The organism is Bradyrhizobium sp. 155 (assembly GCF_023101105.1).
In the GTDB taxonomy this organism is placed as follows: Bacteria; Pseudomonadota; Alphaproteobacteria; order Rhizobiales; family Xanthobacteraceae; genus Bradyrhizobium; species Bradyrhizobium canariense_D.
This window is the reverse complement of sequence record NZ_CP064704.1, coordinates 5141888-5160395: the sequence shown is the minus strand read 5'-3', so window position 1 is coordinate 5160395 and position 18508 is coordinate 5141888. Positions and strand designations below refer to the sequence as shown.

22 protein-coding genes and 1 pseudogene are annotated in these 18508 nt (G+C 60.6%); 16 read left to right on the top strand and 7 right to left on the bottom strand.

Annotated features, from left to right (window positions below):
• Positions 1-205 precede the first annotated feature (205 nt).
• The 4 genes from IVA93_RS40800 to IVA93_RS25135 all read left to right on the top strand — a co-directional run bounded on the left by IVA93_RS40800 (position 206) and on the right by IVA93_RS25135 (position 2538).
• Positions 206-340, top strand: coding sequence for a hypothetical protein (locus IVA93_RS40800; protein ID WP_018458516.1), 135 nt, complete (start codon positions 206-208; stop codon positions 338-340).
• 90 nt (positions 341-430) lie between these two features.
• Complete coding sequence (locus IVA93_RS25145) at positions 431-1180, top strand: sulfite exporter TauE/SafE family protein (protein ID WP_018458517.1); 750 nt, start codon at positions 431-433, stop codon at positions 1178-1180.
• A gap of 234 nt (positions 1181-1414) precedes the next feature.
• On the top strand, positions 1415-2008 hold the full coding sequence (locus IVA93_RS25140) for a hypothetical protein (protein ID WP_039800453.1): 594 nt from the start codon (positions 1415-1417) through the stop codon (positions 2006-2008).
• A 29-nt stretch (positions 2009-2037) separates the two neighbouring features.
• On the top strand, positions 2038-2538 hold the full coding sequence (locus IVA93_RS25135) for a GlcG/HbpS family heme-binding protein (protein WP_247371108.1): 501 nt from the start codon (positions 2038-2040) through the stop codon (positions 2536-2538).
• Positions 2539-2651: 113 nt separating this feature from the next.
• On the opposite strand, the gene IVA93_RS25130 is transcribed toward IVA93_RS25135, so the two are convergent.
• A complete protein-coding gene (locus IVA93_RS25130) occupies positions 2652-2912 on the bottom strand; it encodes a YjiS-like domain-containing protein (RefSeq protein ID WP_083926524.1) in 261 nt (86 codons plus the stop codon).
• A 408-nt stretch (positions 2913-3320) separates the two neighbouring features.
• On the opposite strand from IVA93_RS25130, the pseudogene IVA93_RS25120 reads away from it, so the two are divergent.
• From IVA93_RS25120 to IVA93_RS25110, 3 genes and pseudogenes are all read left to right on the top strand, one after another.
• A pseudogene (locus IVA93_RS25120) lies at positions 3321-5281 on the top strand (PAS domain S-box protein).
• Between the two features lie 236 nt (positions 5282-5517).
• A complete protein-coding gene (locus IVA93_RS25115) occupies positions 5518-5706 on the top strand; it encodes a hypothetical protein (RefSeq protein ID WP_247370907.1) in 189 nt (62 codons plus the stop codon).
• 264 nt (positions 5707-5970) lie between these two features.
• Positions 5971-6366, top strand: a complete 396-nt coding sequence (locus IVA93_RS25110) for a response regulator (RefSeq protein WP_085352290.1) — start codon at positions 5971-5973, stop codon at positions 6364-6366.
• 36 nt (positions 6367-6402) lie between these two features.
• Here IVA93_RS25110 and IVA93_RS25105 read toward each other — a convergent pair whose 3' ends face one another.
• The 3 genes from IVA93_RS25105 to IVA93_RS25095 all read right to left on the bottom strand — a co-directional run bounded on the left by IVA93_RS25105 (position 6403) and on the right by IVA93_RS25095 (position 8169).
• On the bottom strand, positions 6403-6597 hold the full coding sequence (locus tag IVA93_RS25105; protein ID WP_026233604.1) for a hypothetical protein: 195 nt from the start codon (positions 6595-6597) through the stop codon (positions 6403-6405).
• 657 nt (positions 6598-7254) lie between these two features.
• Entirely contained in the window at positions 7255-7668 is a 414-nt protein-coding gene (gene rnk, locus IVA93_RS25100; RefSeq protein WP_143273371.1) for a nucleoside diphosphate kinase regulator, read from the bottom strand.
• 9 nt (positions 7669-7677) lie between these two features.
• Positions 7678-8169, bottom strand: a complete 492-nt coding sequence (locus IVA93_RS25095; RefSeq protein ID WP_085352291.1) for a GreA/GreB family elongation factor — start codon at positions 8167-8169, stop codon at positions 7678-7680.
• A gap of 478 nt (positions 8170-8647) precedes the next feature.
• On the opposite strand from IVA93_RS25095, the gene IVA93_RS25090 reads away from it, so the two are divergent.
• The 9 genes from IVA93_RS25090 to IVA93_RS25055 all read left to right on the top strand — a co-directional run bounded on the left by IVA93_RS25090 (position 8648) and on the right by IVA93_RS25055 (position 16666).
• On the top strand, positions 8648-8803 hold the full coding sequence (locus tag IVA93_RS25090; RefSeq protein WP_158091577.1) for a hypothetical protein: 156 nt from the start codon (positions 8648-8650) through the stop codon (positions 8801-8803).
• Positions 8804-8966: 163 nt separating this feature from the next.
• Positions 8967-11888, top strand: a complete 2922-nt coding sequence (locus IVA93_RS25085) for a monovalent cation/H+ antiporter subunit A (protein ID WP_247370904.1) — start codon at positions 8967-8969, stop codon at positions 11886-11888.
• Entirely contained in the window at positions 11888-12229 is a 342-nt protein-coding gene (locus tag IVA93_RS25080; protein WP_018458528.1) for a Na+/H+ antiporter subunit C, read from the top strand. The genes IVA93_RS25085 and IVA93_RS25080 overlap by 1 nt, the downstream gene beginning before the upstream one ends.
• Positions 12226-13857 (top strand): monovalent cation/H+ antiporter subunit D, encoded by a 1632-nt coding sequence (locus IVA93_RS25075; protein WP_247370901.1) that lies wholly within the window; start codon positions 12226-12228, stop codon positions 13855-13857. The genes IVA93_RS25080 and IVA93_RS25075 overlap by 4 nt, the downstream gene beginning before the upstream one ends.
• Entirely contained in the window at positions 13854-14342 is a 489-nt protein-coding gene (locus IVA93_RS25070; RefSeq protein WP_018458530.1) for a Na+/H+ antiporter subunit E, read from the top strand. Before IVA93_RS25075 ends, IVA93_RS25070 begins: the two co-directional genes overlap by 4 nt.
• On the top strand, positions 14339-14620 hold the full coding sequence (locus tag IVA93_RS25065) for a K+/H+ antiporter subunit F (protein ID WP_018458531.1): 282 nt from the start codon (positions 14339-14341) through the stop codon (positions 14618-14620). The genes IVA93_RS25070 and IVA93_RS25065 overlap by 4 nt, the downstream gene beginning before the upstream one ends.
• On the top strand, positions 14617-14967 hold the full coding sequence (mnhG, locus tag IVA93_RS25060; RefSeq protein ID WP_018458532.1) for a monovalent cation/H(+) antiporter subunit G: 351 nt from the start codon (positions 14617-14619) through the stop codon (positions 14965-14967). Before IVA93_RS25065 ends, mnhG begins: the two co-directional genes overlap by 4 nt.
• A gap of 414 nt (positions 14968-15381) precedes the next feature.
• Entirely contained in the window at positions 15382-15510 is a 129-nt protein-coding gene (locus IVA93_RS40795) for a hypothetical protein (RefSeq protein WP_018458533.1), read from the top strand.
• Positions 15511-15763: 253 nt separating this feature from the next.
• Positions 15764-16666 (top strand): universal stress protein, encoded by a 903-nt coding sequence (locus tag IVA93_RS25055; protein WP_018458534.1) that lies wholly within the window; start codon positions 15764-15766, stop codon positions 16664-16666.
• A gap of 81 nt (positions 16667-16747) precedes the next feature.
• On the opposite strand, the gene IVA93_RS25050 is transcribed toward IVA93_RS25055, so the two are convergent.
• The 3 genes from IVA93_RS25050 to IVA93_RS25040 all read right to left on the bottom strand — a co-directional run bounded on the left by IVA93_RS25050 (position 16748) and on the right by IVA93_RS25040 (position 18508).
• The gene (locus IVA93_RS25050) at positions 16748-16924 is read right to left on the bottom strand and encodes a hypothetical protein (protein ID WP_018458535.1); all 177 of its coding nucleotides are present in this window, start codon (positions 16922-16924) and stop codon (positions 16748-16750) included.
• 424 nt (positions 16925-17348) lie between these two features.
• A complete protein-coding gene (locus tag IVA93_RS25045; protein WP_018458536.1) occupies positions 17349-17933 on the bottom strand; it encodes a DUF1254 domain-containing protein in 585 nt (194 codons plus the stop codon).
• Complete coding sequence (locus IVA93_RS25040) at positions 17930-18508, bottom strand: DUF1214 domain-containing protein (protein WP_007593444.1); 579 nt, start codon at positions 18506-18508, stop codon at positions 17930-17932. The genes IVA93_RS25045 and IVA93_RS25040 overlap by 4 nt, the downstream gene beginning before the upstream one ends.

Here is an 18508-nt window from a genome sequence, read left to right as displayed (position 1 = left end):
TGCCCAAGAATCGCGTCCCGGTTTCGACAAGGACGCTGCATGTCTTCCGTTTTCCGATCCCCTCTGCAAGCCCCTTTATCCGTTTCGCGCCCACCAGGGCCTCGCTGTCGGCGGTGGGATCACCGTGCCGACGGACTCTGCCGGGCGGCAGCGATCGTGAACCATCCAACTCGAAATTCATCCGTGATCTCAATGGAGGACTGCCATGACCTACGTCATGAAGCCGCTGTCGTGCGACCCGAGTCGAATCCGCGGCATGTCGGACGAAGTCCATTATCGCTTCGTCTACGACCAGGACGGCACGCTTCGAAGCTATTCGATGGGCGAGAGAAGCATCTGACATAACAACTGACGATTCGGGGATACCGAGACCTCCCCGTGAGATGGAGTCCCATCCAAGCGCTCGCCACCTCGATCCGGGGACGATCATATGGACGCACTTGGCTTCGCTATCTTTGCTCTTGCCGCCCTTGCCGGTGGCTTCGTCAGCGGCTTCTCTGGCTTCGCGATGGGCCTGGTCGTCTCTGGTGTCTGGCTGCACATCATCACGCCGATCCAGACCGCCACTTTGATCGCGGGGTACGGTCTGCTCACCCAAGGCTACGGCATTTATAGGCTGCGACATGTCCTGGATCTGCGCAAGGCATGGCCTCTCGCGCTTGGAACAGTCATCGGCATTCCGATTGGCGTTGAAATTCTCGTCTATCTCAATCCCCTCTATCTGAGGTTCGGAGTCGGTGTGTTGTTGATGATTTACTCCATTTACGGCTTGGCGCGCCCTGTGTTCGCGCCCATGAGAATCGGCACCGGAGCAGACATCGCAATAGGCATCTCGAATGGGATGCTTGGCGGGTTGACGGGGCTCGGCGGCGTGATCTCCACGATATCGTGCCAATGGCGCGGTTGGCCGAAGGATTTGCAGCGGGCCGTGTTTCAGCCGGTGCTGTTCATCGCCTTCGTGGTCATCTCCTTGTCCCAGGCAGCGGCCGGCTCCATTACCAGGGAAACACTGGTGCTGTACGCGTTGGGCGTTCCCTTCATGGTCGCCGGCCTTTGGTCCGGCTTCAAGATGTTCGGGACCATCCAGGACGAGACCTTTCGCAAGGCTGTGTTGGCACTGTTGCTGTTGGCGGGGCTCTCGCTGGTCGTCTCGACCCTCCCTTTTTCCGCTGATCGATAAGGGCATCATGCTATTGAAGCGACTGGGCGTCATCGCCATCCCGAACGGACTGAACAGCGATTTCGATCACGCCGCGTTCGATCCGAAGACGCGCCGCGTCTTCACGGGGGCCTCCTCGCATTCTCCGATGAGTGATGAGTGCAGATCGAGCGCGGCAGGCCGCGCACGAATTCAATCTTCTGCATGGGCCAGGCTTGCGCTGCCATCCATGCTGACTTGATGGGAGGAAATGCCATGGCCGAGACCCTGAATTTCGACAGCGCTGCTGTCGGAACTTCGCCCGACGGGTGGACTTTGACGATGACCGGCAAGGGACAGCCGAAATGGACCGTCGAGGCCGAGGCTACGGCGCCAAGCAAGCCGAACGTTCTCAAGCAATCCGGACGGGCGACGTTTCCCCTCGCCATCAAGCGCGATACGTCCATCCGTGACGGCTTCGTCGAGGTGAAATTCAAGGCCGTTGCCGGCTCCGAGGATCGCGCCGCGGGAGTCATTTGGCGTGCGAAGGATGCCGACAATTACTACGTGGTCCGGGCTAACGCGCTGGAGGACAATGTCGTTCTCTACAAGACGATCAATGGCGTTCGAATGTCGCTCGAGATCGTGGGTCGCAGAGGCGGCTATGGCGTCAGCGCGCCGGTGTCGTCCGGGCAATGGCACCTGCTGCGCTGCGACTTTGCAGGAAGTCGGTTCAAGGTGAGCTATGACGGAAAGCAATTGTTCGAGGTGGAAGACGCCACCATTCCGGACGCGGGCATGATCGGCCTGTGGACCAAGGCAGATAGCGTGACCCTGTTCGATGATCTGACATATGGTGAGAGCAAATAAGCCTTTGGTCACCTATGCCGGAGATTGCCATGAACGTTCGATGCCTGTCGGTCGCGACGGCCCTGCTGATTGCGTCCATCTGCCCAGTACGGGCGGAGGAAGGTCTGGTCGCCTACAAATCGCTCGGTCCAGAACTGGCGCTCGATCTTGCGCGCGCTGCGTTGGCGAACTGCCGCACCCGTGGATACCAGGTTGCAGTTGCCGTCGTCGATCGCCTCGGCGTCACGCAAGTGATGTTGCGCGATCGCTTTGCAGGCCCTCACACGCCCTCGACGGCAGCAGGCAAGGCGTGGACAGCAGCCTCGTTCAAGACCAGCACGACCGAGCTCAATGCGATCAGCCAGCCGGGGATGATGCAGGCGGGCATTCGCAACCTTCCCGGAGCGGTCGTCATTGCCGGAGGACTGATCGTTGAAGCCGGCGGCTCCCTGGTCGGAGCGGTCGGCGTGTCCGGCGCGCCGGGCGGTGACGCGGACGAAGCGTGCGCGAAAGCCGGAATTGATGCCATACGCGACAAGCTGGACTTCTGAGAAGACGTCAAGATCGCGGTCAAAAAGTCCTTCGGCCTTTCACGAGCCTGGCGGCCGTCTGATCCACAGGGACAAGCAGACGCGCCGCCTTCGCACGCGCAGGTGTGGGGCGCTCACCGACAGGAATCGACAATATCCGATTTGTCGCGCCAACCTGAGAAGTAACACCGTCGAGCTTCCCCAACGATTGTTCTCGACAAGCCGATGTCCGCGAGAAGCCGGTCATCCAGTTCGAGAAGCTCGTCGTATTGGCGGCGCCGTGTGATGCCGTCCAGCAGCGCGAGCGTGAGTTTCCAGAACCATGCAGGGCTTGGAGAAGGAACGAAGGCTGCGCTGGATGTGCCGATTGAGCCAGTGGTGCTGTCGCAAGACATGTTTCACCTCCATAATGGAGCGAAACAACGCTTGGCTCGAAAGCTGGTCGGGCGGTTGTGTTTGACCCGATGGCCTTTTCTATCATGCTCGTCTCTGCCGCACAAGCGATCCGCTGATCTGGAAGCTGGAGGCGTCGCTGGAGTGCCGGTCATGCTGAAAGGAACGTTCGGCGCCGCCCGTCCACTGGATCAAGCTGACCGCAACGCGAAGCATCACACCCTGCAAATGAGTGTATCCGACCGAGGAGCACTGATCGGAGCGCCGCCTGATGGTTAAGATCCTCGCTCCCTCAGTGGTGCAACTGAGATCCAGATTCCGACAGAGGCATGCAACGCACGAAGCAGCACCACGGAACAATAAAAAGACTTCGCGGTTAAACGGTCTCCCCCGACACCGGAGTCGACCATTTGCAAGCCCATCAGTCAAAACTTGACGGGATCGACGATACTGCGCGCCTTCAACTGCTCATCGACGCAATCGTTGATTACGCCATCTACATGATCGACCTCGACGGCACAGTCCGCAGCTGGAACTCCGGTGCCCAGCGGTTGAAGGGCTACTCGCCCGACGAAATCATCGGCAAGTCGTTCGCATCCTTCTATACGCCAGATGATCGCGCCAATGGGCTTCCAGAGCGCGCCTTGAGCGTCGCAGCACGAGAAGGCCGCTTCAGTGCCGAAGGATGGAGAGTCCGCAAGGACGGAAGCCGTTTCTGGGCATCGGTCATCATCGATGCCGTCCGCAATCAAGCCGGCGAAGTGATGGCTTCGCCAAGGTCACGCGAGATGTTACCGAACGTCAGGAAGCCCATGAAGAGCTTCTCAATAGTGAGCGGCGCTATCGCCAGCTAATCGAGGCCGTGGTCGATTACGCGATCTTTCAGCTCGACCCACTGGGCAACGTGACAACCTGGAATCCCGGAGCAGAGCGGATCAAGGGCTACGCGCCGCCGGAGATCATCGGTCAGCATTTTAGCGCTTTTTACACGCCCGAAGACATCGAACTCGGTGTGCCCAAGCGTGCGCTTTCAGAGGCGGCGGAGCATGGTCGCTTCGAGGCGGAAGGCTGGCGCCTGCGAAAAGACGGCTCCCGCTTCTGGGCATCCGTCATCATCGATCGCATCACGGACGAGGCCGGAAACATTGTCGGGTTCGCCAAAGTCACGCGCGACGTTACGGACCGGAAGCGCGCCGAGGACGAGCTCAAGCACGTTCAGGAGCAACTCGCCGCATCCCAAAAGCTGGAAGCGGTGGGGCAACTCAGCGGTGGCATCGCGCACGACTTCAACAATCTGCTCATGATCGTCCTTGGCAATCTCGAAACAGCTGAGCGGCACGCCAAGGCGCCCGGAGCCAATCTGAACCGGGCGCTCGCAAACGCGAAGCGCGGCGCACAGAGAGCCGCGGCGTTAACCAGTCGCTTGTTGGCATTTTCGCGCCGACAAGCGCTCGATCCCAAGCCAATCAACGTAAACAACTACGTCAATGGCCTGCAGGAATTCCTTCAGCGCACGCTCGGAGAGCGCATCGAAGTCCAGACCGTCGGAAGTGCGGGTCTTTGGGAAATCGAAGCCGACGCCAATCATCTGGAGTCAGCCATCGTCAACCTGGCAATCAACGCTCGTGACGCCATGCCCGACGGCGGAAAGCTGACTTTGGAAGCAGCCAACATCTCCGCCGACGATGATTACTGCCGGCTCAATCCTGAACTGGCGCCCGGTCAGTACGTCGCCATTTGCGTGACTGACACCGGAGGCGGAATGTCGCGCGACGTTCTCAGTCACGCTTTTGAGCCCTTCTTTACGACAAAGGAGCCGGGCCACGGCACCGGCCTTGGCCTGAGCCAGGTCTACGGCTTCGTCAAGCAATCCGGAGGCCACGCAAAAATCTACAGCGAGGTGGGGCAGGGCACCACCATCAAGATGTACTTTCCGCGCTTCTCCGGAAGCACACGGCCCGAAGAAATCGCACCTGAGGAAATTGCCGAGGGTGAGCTATCCGAGACCGTTCTCGTCGTCGAGGACGATGAGGATCTGCGCGTCTATATTTCTGACGTCCTGCGGGATCTCAACTATCGCGTCCTCTCGGCCCGCAGCGCTCAGGCCGCTCTGACCATTCTCCTGCAAGACGATTCGAAGGTGGACCTTCTTCTCACTGACGTGGTCATGCCGGGGATCAATGGTCGCGAGCTCGGCAGGCGCGCGCATCAAATTAGACCGGGACTGAAGATCCTGTACATGACGGGCTATTCGCGTAATGCCGTGGTCCATCAGGGAAGGCTTGATGAAGGTGTCAACCTGCTGGAGAAGCCAATCTCGCAAGCAAAACTGGCGCTGAAGGTGCGAGAGATTCTGGATCAGTTTGAATGACCAGGGTCTGACCCGCGGTACAATCCTGACCGCCGGCCGTCGGCGGCCACCGTAGCACCGTCCGTTCTCTGGGCCTTAGCCGTCATCTCTTCCCTGACTGCCTGGTGCCTCAACGGGCACCAGGATTCCCATACTGCGCTCACCCTGAGGGAGTGGATCGGTAGCCGGACTTCCCCGCTTGACCTTTTTTCGCGCCGTGAGATTTTTTAAGGGTCCGAAAAAAGCCGGGGGCGGCGATGAAACTGTTGAACGAATACCTGGAGCGTGCCGTCAGTCTGGAGAAATTGGCGGCGGGCGAGCAGGATTCGACCTTCAAAACTCTGCTGTTGAACCAGGCGGCGGCTTACAGAAAGCTGGCGGCAAAGCGCGCCTTGGAATACGGACTGCCGCCACCAAGCCCGCCAGAAGAACCGCCGCAGCCCTGAGAGAGTTAAAAGATCGATCTGGATCAAGGCCGCCTGCGGCCGTGCGGCTGGTCAGCGAGGGCGACGAGGCCCGGTGGCGCATCCTCCAAGAGTATGTCGCGGGCTTTCGCGAATTGATCGGGAAGTTGCGCAAGAAGCTGCACTCCTGAAGTCGAGCTGACATCCGTTGGGCGGGGGACCCTTGCTCCCTGTGTTCAAAATGGAACATAACTCTTTATCGCGAGTTCCTTCCCGATCGCACAGCGGGGTGCGCAGGGGGCCAGCATGCAAGGGACGGGAGTTACTATCCTCGTCGTCGAAGACGAACAGCTTATCCGCGACATGGTGGCCGACGCATTGTCAGATGGCGGCTTTGAAGCCGAAGTCGCCGTCAGCGGGGAGGATGCAGTTAGTCTTCTGCAGGGCAACCAAACCAAGTATCGCGCACTCGTTACCGATATAAATTTGTTCGGAAAGCTCGATGGCTGGCAAGTCGGCCATCGCGCCAGGGAGCTAAATCCGGACATCTCTGTGATTTACATGACAGGCGCAGCCGCCGATCAATGGCCCGCCCACGGCGTGCCCAACAGCATCTTGCTGACCAAGCCATTTGCACCTGCGCAAATCGTGACCGCCGTAGCTCAACTTCTGAATACCGGAACTCCGCCCGCTCAGTCCTGAGGGGAGTGGACGAAGCCTTCTCCGACCGAGGCAGCCTTAGTTCTTCGTCAAGGGCTTGGGCGGCTCTTCGGCCATGGCCTCGACATCAATGGCAGGAAGCTCGCCAGTGCGGTCTTTCAGGTCTGCCGCACGCTGGACCAAGCCAGCAGCGACCGTGGGATTTTTTGTTGTTTTTGCCATGCGCAGCAATGCCGCTGCGGCCTCACGGGCGAACTGATTTAAGCGCGACACGGTTGGACATCCGACACTTAGCTGACGTGGAATGATTCAAGGGTCGAATATTCGTTCCGAATTCGGCTTAAAAATGCGCGCACGACACAAGAAGGGCTTCAGCTCGGGGCTGGGCCAGCTGAGGTCCTTCGTGTGTCGGCACCACGTTATTTGAGGTGCGGTTGCGAATGATGCCCAACCAAAGAAGTGGTTCTTGGTTCCCGTTATCAGCCCAAATTTCGAAAAAAAACGGGCCCCAGCTCGCGGGGCTATTGGGGGGCATGGAGCTGGGGCCACTCGGGGTCGCCCTTGGGGAAGGGCATCGGGAAAACTTGGCAATCGCAGGAATGTTCCTGTCCTTTTCCAAAGAGCGAGTGTGTAGATCAACCGCACGGCCGCGACTTGAGACGTCCTCGTGAACGACTTTTACGACCCCTGAGCCCCGGTCCTCTGGGGGGCACACCGCGTTGCAAACTCACTATGATGGATCGAAGCCGCGCAGAGTCGTTGGGCGACCAGTCCTGCAATAGTGAGAGGCGCGGTGATCCACAGCGCTACGAAACCAAGGCGTGTGCGCTGTCGAATTCATACGAAGGGCCAGATCCGGGCGCGACGTCCTCGGGACTACGCGCCCACATCGCAAGACGGCGATGCTCGGTCTGACTTAACGTACGCGCCTTATTCGGACACAGCGAGAACGGTCAGGCCCCTGGTGCGCTTGTGGGGCGTCTCGAAGTCGATCCGCTGTCCCGGCGATAGGCCGATCAAGGCCGCTCCAACAGGCGTCAGGACCGAGATCCGACTGAGCTCGATGTTTGCCTCATGCGGATAGACCAGCACGATCTCTCGGCTCGCACCCGTCTCGTCATCGCGATAGGTCACTTTCGATCCCATCCTGATCACGCCTCGCAAGTTGTTCTCGTCCGTCACCGTGGCACGTTCCATCTCTCGAGCCAGAAAATGGGCCACTCGCGGAAACAGATCCATGCTCGAATTGGCCAAGGAACTGAGGCGCCGTGATTCGTCCTCAGTAATCTTGATCGGCGGCAACGCCGGCTGTTCTCGCCGGCTCTCAGCTTCGAAATTGCGCATTGGTCGCTCCTATGCTGCAGTTGGTCCGGGGTCGTCATCGAACGGGTTGCCTGACCGCGTCGGCCCTCTCCGAAAGAATGGGACGACCTTTGAATCCGATGGGGTCAGGCTTTGGACCCTGACGACATTCAGACATCCGGCGACGAAGTACGGCATCTGATCGCCGACCCGCAGTCCGATCAAAGCTGTACCCAGCGGGGTCAACACCGAAATGCAGGCGGGATCCGACCAGCACTCCTCAGGCCAGACCAGTTGCACGGTGCGACGCGGAGCGCCCCAATTCGTGCAATGGGTGACCCATGATCCGATCGTCACGAAAGGACGGACGTTGTCCGTTTCGTCCGCGACGATATCGGCGCGGTTGATTTCGCCCATGAGGAATATCCCGTCCAAATCTCCTTTTTGGACGGCGAGCCGGGCGAGCTGTTCGAGCCGCGGATAGTCTGATGAGGTCAGTGCAATTTTTGGAAGAGGCAGCACGGCGCACTCCTTCTGCTTCAAGACGACCTCTCGACTGGAGGTCACGAAAGCTGGAAAAGGGCCCGGACGGCGCGAACACCGCCCGGCTAACCGCCTGCTTGGAGGCGGCCGGCGTGAAGAGCAAAACGCGCGGTGCGCGCATCAATGTCGATGACATAAGCCATGATGCTCTGACTATAGTGGTTCATTTCCCTGGAAACATTGCGACGAAACCGCACAGCACCTGTGCACGCGAAGTATCGAGAGGAGACAAGGAGCGTCATTGAAGTGAGACATCGAACAAGCACGCGGGTCTACCCAGCTGCGCAAGAACGTGCGTCGAAGATTACACCGCGTGGGATGGACAGGCTGACGTTGCTGCAGGCGATCGCTCTTGTCGCACCGGTAGGCTCCGGGCGGCGGTTTGACGTGAATGTGAGCCGTAGTTCTACAGAACCATTATTATAGTCGGCATCGATCGCTTGCACCTGGCGATGGAACACTGAACGGGCGCCATGACATGCGATACCGCTCCGAGGTCAGCCCAGCTGAGGACACCGAGCCGGTCGAGATGAGTGGCTGGCGGGGGATCGCGCTCTGCGGATTCTGTGCGTTGCTGGGCGCTCTCGCCGCCGTCGTTGCCGCCGCGACTGGCACCCTTCCACACTGGATCTGAACCGCTCAATCGCGGAGCCAGTGTCCGCCGGAATGGCGGTTTCCGGCCAAACCATCACAATGGCGCTAAAATCTAGCAGTGGAGATATCGATCCGCCTCGGCTAAGCAATTGAGGATCAGCGAAAGCATCTCTCCACCTCGCAGCCTGGGGCAATGAACGCAAATGTTCCTGCTTGCCGTTCTCGTCCTTCCTTTCGCAGGAAGCTTTATTGCGGCGCTCTTGCGGGTCAATGCACGCAACGCTGAGGCATGGCTCGCTGGAGCGGTCGCACTTACAGCTTTTTGCCTCATCGGTGCGGCTTATCCGAACGTGACGAATGGCGGCGTTGTCGGGTGGCGAACGGACTGGGTCGCTGAACTTGGACTCGCATTTGTGCTGAGGCTTGACGGGTTCGCATGGGCCTTCGCCATGCTGATCACCGGCATCGGTTTTCTGGTGGTGCTGTATGCCCGGTACTACATGTCACCCAGTGATCCCGTTCCGCGGTTCTTCTCCCTGCTGCTCGCCTTCATGGGAGCAATGCTGGGAATCGTGCTCTCCGGCAACCTGCTCCAACTGGTTTTTTTCTGGGAGCTGACCAGTCTCTTTTCATTCCTGCTGATCAGTTACTGGCACCACAACGCGGCGGCGAGAGACGGCGCGCGGATGGCGCTGGTGATCACGTCGACGGGTGGGCTTTGCCTCTTCGCCGGCGTGCTGCTCATCGGGCACATCGTCGGCAGCTATGACCTGGAGCAGGTGCTGGCTTCCGGAAACGCGATCCGTTCGCACGCGCTTTATGTCCCCGCACTCGTTCTAATCCTTCTCGGCGCTCTCACAAAAAGCGCCCAGTTCCCGTTTCATTTCTGGCTGCCGCACGCGATGGCCGCTCCAACTCCCGTTTCAGCTTATCTCCATTCGGCAACAATGGTGAAGGCCGGAGTGTTCCTTCTAGTGCGGCTCTGGCCGGCAATGGGTGGAACGAATGAATGGCTGTGGCTGGTGGGCTCGATCGGCCTGATCACGTTTTTTCTGGGCGCCTTTCTCGCCGTGTTCCAGCAGGATCTGAAGGGGCTATTGGCCTACTCGACGATCAGCCATCTCGGACTGATCACGCTTTTGACCGGACTCGATACCCCATTCGGACAGATCGCGGCGATTTTCCATATCATGAACCACGCGACCTTTAAGGCATCGCTGTTCATGGCGGCCGGCATCATCGATCACGAAACCGGCACGCGCGACATCCGCCGCCTTAGCGGGCTGTGGGCCTTCATGCCGATTACGGCGACGCTGGCCATGGTGGCTGCCGCGGCAATGGCGGGAGTGCCGCTGCTGAATGGTTTTCTGTCGAAGGAAATGTTTTTTGCCGAGACGATCGAGGTCCATGACAATTCCCTCGTCGATCAGGCGCTGCCGTACATCGTCACTCTGGCCAGCACGTTCACGGTTGCCTATTCGCTGCGCTTCATTCGCGACGTGTTCTTCGGCCCGGCTCCAACCGGCTTGCCACGCGTTCCACATGAGCCGCCCCTGTTGATGCGACTTCCGGCCGAACTGCTCGTGCTGGCATGCCTCATCGTCGGTGTCGCGCCGGCTCTCACAGTGGCGCCGATCCTCGATACGGCTGCTCGGGCGGTTCTCGGCTCCGCGATGCCGGAGTACAGCCTTCGTCTCTGGCACGGAATTACGCCTGAACTTCTGATGAGCATCGTAGCGATGGCCGGTGGGTTGGGCGTCTACGTCATGCTGCGCTCCTACCTGCTCGCGCATGAGGGACCGCCCTTGCTCGGTCGCATCAATGGCAAGCGGATCTTTGACTGGGTGTTGGTGACATTGTCCTGGCGGCTTGCACGATGGCTCGCCACCAATCTCGGCACGAGGCGTCTCCAACCACAATTGAGACTGTTGGCTGGCGTGGCGTTCGTCGCTGCCCTGCTGCCCCTCTACGCCAGCGGCCTTTCGCTGACGGGACCGTCAGGGAGGGAATTCGACCTCGTCTTTGGACTACTCTGGGTGGTGGGCGTTGGCTGCGCGGTGGGGGCCGCGGTCCAGGCCAAATTTCATCGGGTGGTGGCGCTGATACTGCTCGGGACCGCGGGTCTCGTCACCTGCGTCAGCTTCGTCTGGTTATCCGCTCCCGATGTCGCGCTGACGCAGATCGTCGTTGAGACGGTTACGACGGTTCTCCTGTTGCTCGGCTTGCGGTGGCTGCCGAAACGCATTGCGCGACCAGGCCCGGCAGAGGCGCCCGACAGCATTCGGTGGCACCGCGTTCGCGATTTCTCCATCGCGCTCCTCGCCGGGCTCGGTTTGGGCACGCTTGCGCTGGCGGCCATGCAGCTCCCGGACAACCACAGCATTTCGCGATACTTCGTGGAAAACGCCTATACGAAGGGGGGCGGAACCAACGTGGTGAACGTCATCCTGGTGGATTTTCGCGGGTTCGATACGCTCGGCGAGATCACCGTGCTTGCGGTCGTCGCACTGACCGTCTTTGCGCTTTTGCGCCGTTTCCGTCCGGCCCCCGAAAGCATTCCCGTTCCCGAACAGCAGCATGCCCAGGATGCCCACGACGAGGCTCATCCCGATCGACAGAAGGGCGACACTGCCAAGGACACGCTTGCTACCGCGGCATTGATGATGGGGCTGCTGTTTCCCGTGATCGGCGTCGTGGCCATTTTCCTTCTCTTGCGCGGGCACGACCTTCCGGGCGGCGGCTTCGTCGCCGGCATCGCAATGGCAACAGCGTTCATCCTGCAGTATATGGCTCGCGGCACGGTGTGGGTGGAAGCTCGTCTTCACGTCATGCCGGTGCGTTGGATGGGTTTCGGCCTCTTGCTGGCAGGGTGTGCGGGAGCTGCCGCCTGCGTTTTCGGACACCCCTTCCTGACCTCGTACTTTGCATATGCCGAACTGCCTCTGCTCGGTCGCGTCCCCACGGCCAGCGCTCTTCTCTTCGATATCGGTGTGTTCTCGCTCGTCGTCGGCGCCACGGTATTGATGCTCATCGCAATCGCGCATCAATCGCTGCGTCGCTATGGCGTGCCGCTCCAGGCGGGGCAACGCGCGCACGATGAGCGAGCGAAAGAGGAGTTGGTGTAATGGAGCTTAGCCTGGCCATCGGCATAGGTGCGCTTACGGCGTCCGGAGTGTGGCTGATCCTCAGGCCGCGCACGTTTCAAGTCATCATCGGGCTTTCGTTGCTCTCTTACGCCGTCAATCTCTTCATCGTGGCCATGGGACGGGTGCGGACGGGAGCGCCGGTGCTGATCGCAAAGGAGATCGGGGATGCAACGAAACATGCTGACCCGCTACCACAGGCGCTCGTACTGACTGCAATCGTCATCAGTTTTGCGACGACGGCGTTGTTCCTTGTCGTTCTCCTCGCGTCGCGCGGCCTGGCTCGCACCGATCACGTCGATGGTCAGGAGCCCGAGGCGTGAGCGGAATCGCAAATCTCGTCGTTGCGCCCATCGTCCTGCCCCTGCTTGCCGGCGCAGGCATGCTGCTCTTGAATGGAGAGCGGCACCGCAACATCGTGGCTGCGGTCAATGTCGCCGCAACGGTTGCACTCGTTTGCGTCGCGGTGATCTTGCTCGGAATGTCTGATTCGGGTCACCCCGGAATCAGGGAAGTCTATCGCCTGGGCGATTGGCCTGCTCCGTTCGGAATTGTCCTCGTTCTCGATCGGCTCTCCGCGCTCATGCTGCTCCTGACCAGCATCCTGGCGTTGGCGTCGGTTGTGTTCTCTCTTGCCCGTTGGCACCGGACAGGCGCGCATTTTCATCCGCTCTTTCAATTTCTGTTGATGGGCCTCAATGGTGCCTTCCTGACCGGCGATCTTTTCAACCTGTTTGTCTTCTTCGAGTTGTTGCTGGCCGCTTCGTACGGACTTCTGCTGCATGGTTCCGGTCTTGCACGGGTGAAGGCCGGGTTGCACTACATCGTCGTGAATCTGGTCGCGTCTCTATTGTTCCTGATCGGGGTCAGCCTGATCTATGGCGTCACCGGGACGCTCAATATGGCGGACCTCTCGGCGCGGATACCTGCAATCGCTGCGGAGAGCCGCGGTTTGCTCGAAGCAGGCGCCGGCATGCTGGCCGTGGCCTTCCTGCTCAAGGCCGGCATGTGGCCTCTGTGTTTCTGGCTGCCGACGGCCTACGCATCTGCGAGTCCACCGGTGGCGTCGATCTTTGCGATCATGACCAAGGTCGGCGTATATATCATCCTCCGTCTATCGCTGTTGCTTTTCGGTGAGGGCAGCGGCGCGTCAGCGGGCTTCGGCAGTGACTGGCTGTTGTGGGGCGGGGTGGCGACGATCGCCTTCGGAGCAATCGGCACATTGGCATCCCAGGACACCGCCCGTCTCGGCGGCTTTTCGGTGCTCGTATCCTCCGGAACCGTGCTGGCAGCCACCGGGACCGGGCAAGTCAGTGTCACCGGCGGAGCACTGTTTTACCTGGTCAGCTCGACTCTCGGCATCAGCGCGTTCTTCCTTCTGGCCGAACTCATCGAGCGCGGCCGCGAACCCGGAGCTGACGTGATCGCCGTCACGCGAGAAGCTTACGGAGAAGACGACGGTGCGGACGATACCGAAGAGGAAGTCGGCATGGCCATTGTGGCCACGATGGGATTGCTCGGCGTCGCCTTTATCGGATGCGCCCTGGTCATCGCCGGGCTTCCGCCGCTGTCGGGGTTCATAGCCAAATTCGCGCTGCTGACGGCGGCGCTTCATCCTTCAGACATGCATCCGGGCGGTGCCGTTCCCGGCAGTGGATGGGCGCTCCTGTTGGCGCTCCTCGTGTCCAGTTTTGCGGCGTTGGTCGCGCTGACCCGAGCAGGTATCCGCTCCTTCTGGGCCTCGCCAGATCGCACCGTGCCGCGTGTGCGCCTGATCGAAATGGCGCCCATCATGTTCCTGTTGATCATTTGCGCGACCCAGACAGTGCTCGCCGGTCCGGTGATGCGTTTCATGCAGGCAACGGCGCAATCGCTGCACGCCCCGGCGGGCTACGTCAGCGACGTCCTGGAGATCAGCGTCCAAGGCAGCCGAAAGGCGGGTGGCGAATGACGCGATTCCTGCCCTTTCCGCGGGTGAGCTTCTGTCTTCTCGCATTGTGGCTGCTGCTCAATCAAGCAGTCACGGTCGGACATGTCCTCCTCGGTTGTGTGATCGCGCTCGTCGGCGGGCGGATCCTCACCGTGCTGGAGCTGCCAAGCACGCACGTCAGGCGACCCGGCGTCCTTCTTCGCCTGTTGGGATTGGTAGCGATTGATATCATCCGCTCTAACTTGGCGGTTGGCCGGATCATTCTCGGCTTTGGGCGCCGGCAGCGAAAATCCGGGTTCGTGAACATTCCGCTCGACATGCGCAATCCCTACGGACTGGCCATGTTGGCTTGCATCATCACCTCGACGCCCGGAACGCTGTGGGTGAATTTCGATGCACAGAAGGGCTTGTTGATGATCCATGTTCTCGACCTGGTCGATGAAGCCGAGTGGATCCGCACGATCAAGCAGCGCTACGAACGCCATCTGCTGGAGATATTCGAATGAGCCAGCTCTTGCTGATCTACGCGCTTGTCGCCGCGCAGGTACTTCTGGTGTTGGCTATCGGCTGTGGCGCGGCTCGCATCTTTCGGGGGCCGCGAGCACAGGATCGCGTTCTGGGTTTCGACACGCTGTCCGTGAACGCGATGTTGTTGCTTCTGACGTTCGGGATTCGATCCGGCGAAACGCTCTATTTCGAGGCGGCTCTGGCCATGGCCCTCTTCGGTTTTGTTGGTACGGTTGCGCTAGCGAAGTTTCTGCTGCGCGGCGAGGTGATGGAATGAACGGCATTGAACACCTGCCGCCCTGGGCTGCGGCTCTCACGGCATTTCTCCTTCTTGTCGGCGCCGCCGCCACACTGGTCGGTTCGCTGGGCCTTTTGCGGTTCGGCACATTCTACGAGCGGGTCCACGCGCCGACGCTCGGGACAACGCTGGGCACCGTATTCATTGCAGCTGCTTCAATCGTTTGCTTTTCGGTACTTCAGAGCAGGCCCGTGCTGCACGAAATCCTGATCATCGGGCTTGGCGTGGTAACCACGCCTATTGCGCTGACCGTATTGGTGGGCGCAGCGCGATTTCGCGATACCGCCGAAAAGAGTGCGCAAGTTCGCGGACCAGAGGGCAATTAGCGCGAGACGCGCGATTTTTTGCGGCAGGTTCCTTGATCGGCCAGTCGGCCAATCCAGGCTAAATGTCGCATTTGATTTCCTGCATCGCATGCCCACCTCTAAGTACATGATGCATGACGCTGAGTAGTAGGCGAGTTCGCCGAAGTCTTTGCATGTTGGCCGCCTGATCGGAGGCAATCAGCCCCGAACTCAGTCCATGCCGCGTTCGCGAGGGCTGGAAGCTCGGTGCCCGGCAGAGCGAGCAATGCACATGCCGCTCGCAAGCGAGCCGCACCGCAAACAGAGGCAGTGATGACTACAACGCTACGACGCCGGATTTATAGGACCCAGCTGCAGATCCGCCGGTAACCCGGACGATTCAGATCGTCCGGGATGGTACCTCAACATTTCTGCAACCAAAGCCGGGAGTTTCTCATGTCGGTGTTCTTCGCGCTGCTCGTCCTGACCTCATGGGTCATGTTCATCTGGATTTCAGATCCCGATGGCTTCCGCGAGGCATTCGCTCGCCGCCGAGCGCCAATTCCTCACGATCCTAAAAGGTGACGTTGGGAGGTTCACCTCCGTCACCGCGTACAACAGTTGCTTATGAGCGAGAAAGATATCGTGCGCCGCATGTTCGCGGGGCGCGATGCTTCGTTGCTTCTCGGCTCCAGATCGTCGGTCCAGGCCAAACCGGACGAACGAAGCTGGCAGGCAACAGCGTCATAGGCCCTCCGCAAGGCAACCGAATTGCCGCGCTGGTCGAGCTTGGCAGGCCATCGGGCCGGCGGCCGTTCGCAATTGTAAGGATTCTGACATGAATATCGTCGCTGCGACAGATTTCTCGACGCGGTCCAATCGCGCTTTGCGGCAGGCCGGCCTCCTGGCGCGCTCCCCTGATGCAACTCTGCACCTTGTTCATGTCGTCGACGAGGATCAGCCAGCCGAGCTGATCCGCATCGAAGAGCGTGAGGCACAGCGGGTGCTGGTTGAGCAGATCGCATCCATGCCGGAGCTGCAAAACGTTCAGTGCTACCCGATCGTGGTCAAGGGCCATCCCTTTGACGGGATATTGCGAGCGGCTGCAGCAGCCGACGCGGATCTCGTTGTAATGGGAGCCCATCGTAAGCAGTTTCTGCGCGACATCTTCACAGGCACCACAATCGAGCGTGTAATTCGCGGAGGAAGGTATCCGGTTCTGATGGTGAACAACGAGGCGCAGCGGCGCTATGAACGCGCTCTGGTGCCGGTCGATATGTCGGATACATCCGCCGATGCAATCCGCGTGGGGCTGTCCACCGGACTCTTGACACAGGGCGCAACAACGATCCTTCACGCCTTCTCGCCGATGACGAAAGCGCGATTGGTCCGCTCCGGTGCGAGCGCGGCCGTCATCAGCGGATATGTCGATAGCGAGCGTCTGAAGGCAACGGAGGAGCTGACGAAGTTTCTGGTGGCGAACAAGCTCGGCACGCAACGATGGTCTCTCCAGGTCGGCGAGGGCGGGCCCATGCAGGTCATCACCCGTGCTGTTTCGGAGAGGCAGCCTGACATGCTGGTGATGGGGACGCACGGGCGATCTGGATTGGTTCGGGCCTTGATCGGGAGCGTAACGGAAGAAGTCCTGCGTTCGTTGAGTGTCGACGTTCTCGTTGTTCCTCCCGCCGGCTCTGAACGCACAATGTCAAATCCGCTGATCGGCACCGACCCGAAGGCGTGACGCGTACCGCGGCTCATCGCTCGCCGGCGAACCCTTCTTTCCGCGAGACCACGGCTCCCGCTCTGTCGGCTGATCGATAGACTAGCGGCGCCGTCGTTCGCTGTCGCGCGCAGCCGGCTTTGCTGCTTGTGGTTTGGTTGAGCCCCGCGTGATCTTCAGCGGATCGCTGGCCGGAAAGGTTTGCTGCAATTGCCGGTCCAATTCCTCGTCGAGTTCCCGCTTCTCCCGCTGCTTCGATGTTTCGTCATGCTTTGGCATTGCTCAATCTCCGCGTTTAGCACTCGTGACCGGCCGTCCGTGATCGGGAACAGTTGACGCCAAACCGAGCGGAATTGAGGATTTGGAATCAGCACGGATCTTGAAGTAACAGACCGGTGCTCGGGACATCAGCGTCGCTAGTCCCGCCCGCACGGGGGACAAGAGTGTTTCTCGATCATGGCACCTGCGCTCCCGCATGAAAAAACCCGCGGCGGATTGCTCCGCGCGGGTGAACTTTCGATGATGCCATTCTGCCAGTGTTTTGCCCGACGTGTCAAAGCTGAACAGCACGACGGGCAGGGATGTATCGGTTCGGCAAACGCCTAGTTGGTGCAATCAAAATGGCTAATGATTTCAATACCCCCGCTACTGTGCATGGGGTTGTTTTTCGATTTTTTTGTTTTTGCGCCGCCGAAGCCGCGCCTCAGCGCCGTCCGCGCGGTGCTTCCGCCTTGGCCGGCGGCTCGGTCTGCGGTCCGCAGCTCGCGGCAGCGAGGGTTGACTGCGCTTGCGGCATCAGGCCGGGCTCGGGGGCGAGCGCCTTCATCACGATCAGGCCGGTGGTGCTGGGGGAATCGATGATCAGGCGGTCGGCGGCGGTGATCTCTTCGTCTTCGGGCAGCTCGTTGTGCTGCGGCTCGGTCATCAGGTCGAGCTCGATCACCTTCTTGCCGGCCGAGCGGTCGTTGATGGCGTAGTAGGCGATCTCGTTGCGGGTGTAGAACGACACCGACGTGTAGGCCTGGCTGACGGGGACCGTCAGCTTGATCGGCCCGTTCGACAGATCGTAGCGGCAGATCGCGAGCGCAAAGGCCGGGTCCATGAACGGCATCGGCGAGGTCTGCGGATCGGCGAGCGGAAGCTGCGTGACGGCGTTGAGTTTCGTCATCGGCGTCAGCCGCGAATAGGCGTCCTGGGTCGCGATCCGCGGCAACGCCAGCACGCTGACGAGATGGACCACGAGGCCCAGCACCACGCCGGCAACGATGGTGAACAACAGCCGGATCATGAGCAGCCCGCCGTCGTGATCGTGGGCATCGGCGCGTCGCGCTGGGTGCGCGTGGCAACGCCGACCGGGGTGTCGTAGAGCCGCAGCATCAGCGCGTAGCGTTCGATGCCGCCGGTCGGCAGCCAGTTGCCGGCGCGCGAGCGCGAGGCGATGCGGATCTCGAACGAGCCGTCGGACTGCCGCACGATCTCCTGGCTGGTGAAGCCGTAGCGCTGCAGCGAATTGGGAACGAGATGACCCTTGCGGTCATAAAGCGTCAGCGTCCAGAACCGTGCCGGCGGTGTCACGCCGGAGACCACGACGTCGCAGCGGCCGTCGAGCACCTTCTTCTTGTCGTCGGCGGTGGCGGTGAAGGCGACGCCGTCGCCGGTGCCGATAGGCAGCTCGCCGTTGCGCACGATGGTGGCGCGCGAATAGGGATCGACGTCGGCGGTGCCGGTGCGCGGACGCGCGGTCCAGGGGCCGATGGTCAGCGCGCCGATCTCGGTGCCGCGCGTCGTCGTCATCCAGGTCGCGCCGACGCCCACCACGGTTGCGAGCAGAAGGGCCGTCAATGTGATCAGGATCAGCCGCAC

What these genes read in the sequence shown, in the direction of transcription:
- IVA93_RS25115 (WP_247370907.1), top strand. Translation starts at nt 5,518, where the DNA reads ATGAAACTGTTGAACGAATACCTGGAGCGTGCCGTCAGTCTGGAGAAA.
- IVA93_RS25110 (WP_085352290.1), top strand. Translation starts at nt 5,971, where the DNA reads ATGCAAGGGACGGGAGTTACTATCCTCGTCGTCGAAGACGAACAGCTT.
- IVA93_RS25130 (WP_083926524.1), bottom strand. Translation starts at nt 2,912, where the DNA reads ATGTCTTGCGACAGCACCACTGGCTCAATCGGCACATCCAGCGCAGCC.
- IVA93_RS25085 (WP_247370904.1), top strand. Translation starts at nt 8,967, where the DNA reads ATGTTCCTGCTTGCCGTTCTCGTCCTTCCTTTCGCAGGAAGCTTTATT.
- IVA93_RS40795 (WP_018458533.1), top strand. Translation starts at nt 15,382, where the DNA reads ATGTCGGTGTTCTTCGCGCTGCTCGTCCTGACCTCATGGGTCATGTTC.
- rnk (WP_143273371.1), bottom strand. Translation starts at nt 7,668, where the DNA reads ATGCGCAATTTCGAAGCTGAGAGCCGGCGAGAACAGCCGGCGTTGCCG.
- IVA93_RS25135 (WP_247371108.1), top strand. Translation starts at nt 2,038, where the DNA reads ATGAACGTTCGATGCCTGTCGGTCGCGACGGCCCTGCTGATTGCGTCC.
- IVA93_RS40800 (WP_018458516.1), top strand. Translation starts at nt 206, where the DNA reads ATGACCTACGTCATGAAGCCGCTGTCGTGCGACCCGAGTCGAATCCGC.
- IVA93_RS25145 (WP_018458517.1), top strand. Translation starts at nt 431, where the DNA reads ATGGACGCACTTGGCTTCGCTATCTTTGCTCTTGCCGCCCTTGCCGGT.
- IVA93_RS25080 (WP_018458528.1), top strand. Translation starts at nt 11,888, where the DNA reads ATGGAGCTTAGCCTGGCCATCGGCATAGGTGCGCTTACGGCGTCCGGA.
- IVA93_RS25090 (WP_158091577.1), top strand. Translation starts at nt 8,648, where the DNA reads ATGCGATACCGCTCCGAGGTCAGCCCAGCTGAGGACACCGAGCCGGTC.
- IVA93_RS25050 (WP_018458535.1), bottom strand. Translation starts at nt 16,924, where the DNA reads ATGCCAAAGCATGACGAAACATCGAAGCAGCGGGAGAAGCGGGAACTC.
- IVA93_RS25070 (WP_018458530.1), top strand. Translation starts at nt 13,854, where the DNA reads ATGACGCGATTCCTGCCCTTTCCGCGGGTGAGCTTCTGTCTTCTCGCA.
- IVA93_RS25065 (WP_018458531.1), top strand. Translation starts at nt 14,339, where the DNA reads ATGAGCCAGCTCTTGCTGATCTACGCGCTTGTCGCCGCGCAGGTACTT.
- mnhG (WP_018458532.1), top strand. Translation starts at nt 14,617, where the DNA reads ATGAACGGCATTGAACACCTGCCGCCCTGGGCTGCGGCTCTCACGGCA.
- IVA93_RS25140 (WP_039800453.1), top strand. Translation starts at nt 1,415, where the DNA reads ATGGCCGAGACCCTGAATTTCGACAGCGCTGCTGTCGGAACTTCGCCC.
- IVA93_RS25045 (WP_018458536.1), bottom strand. Translation starts at nt 17,933, where the DNA reads ATGATCCGGCTGTTGTTCACCATCGTTGCCGGCGTGGTGCTGGGCCTC.
- IVA93_RS25055 (WP_018458534.1), top strand. Translation starts at nt 15,764, where the DNA reads ATGAATATCGTCGCTGCGACAGATTTCTCGACGCGGTCCAATCGCGCT.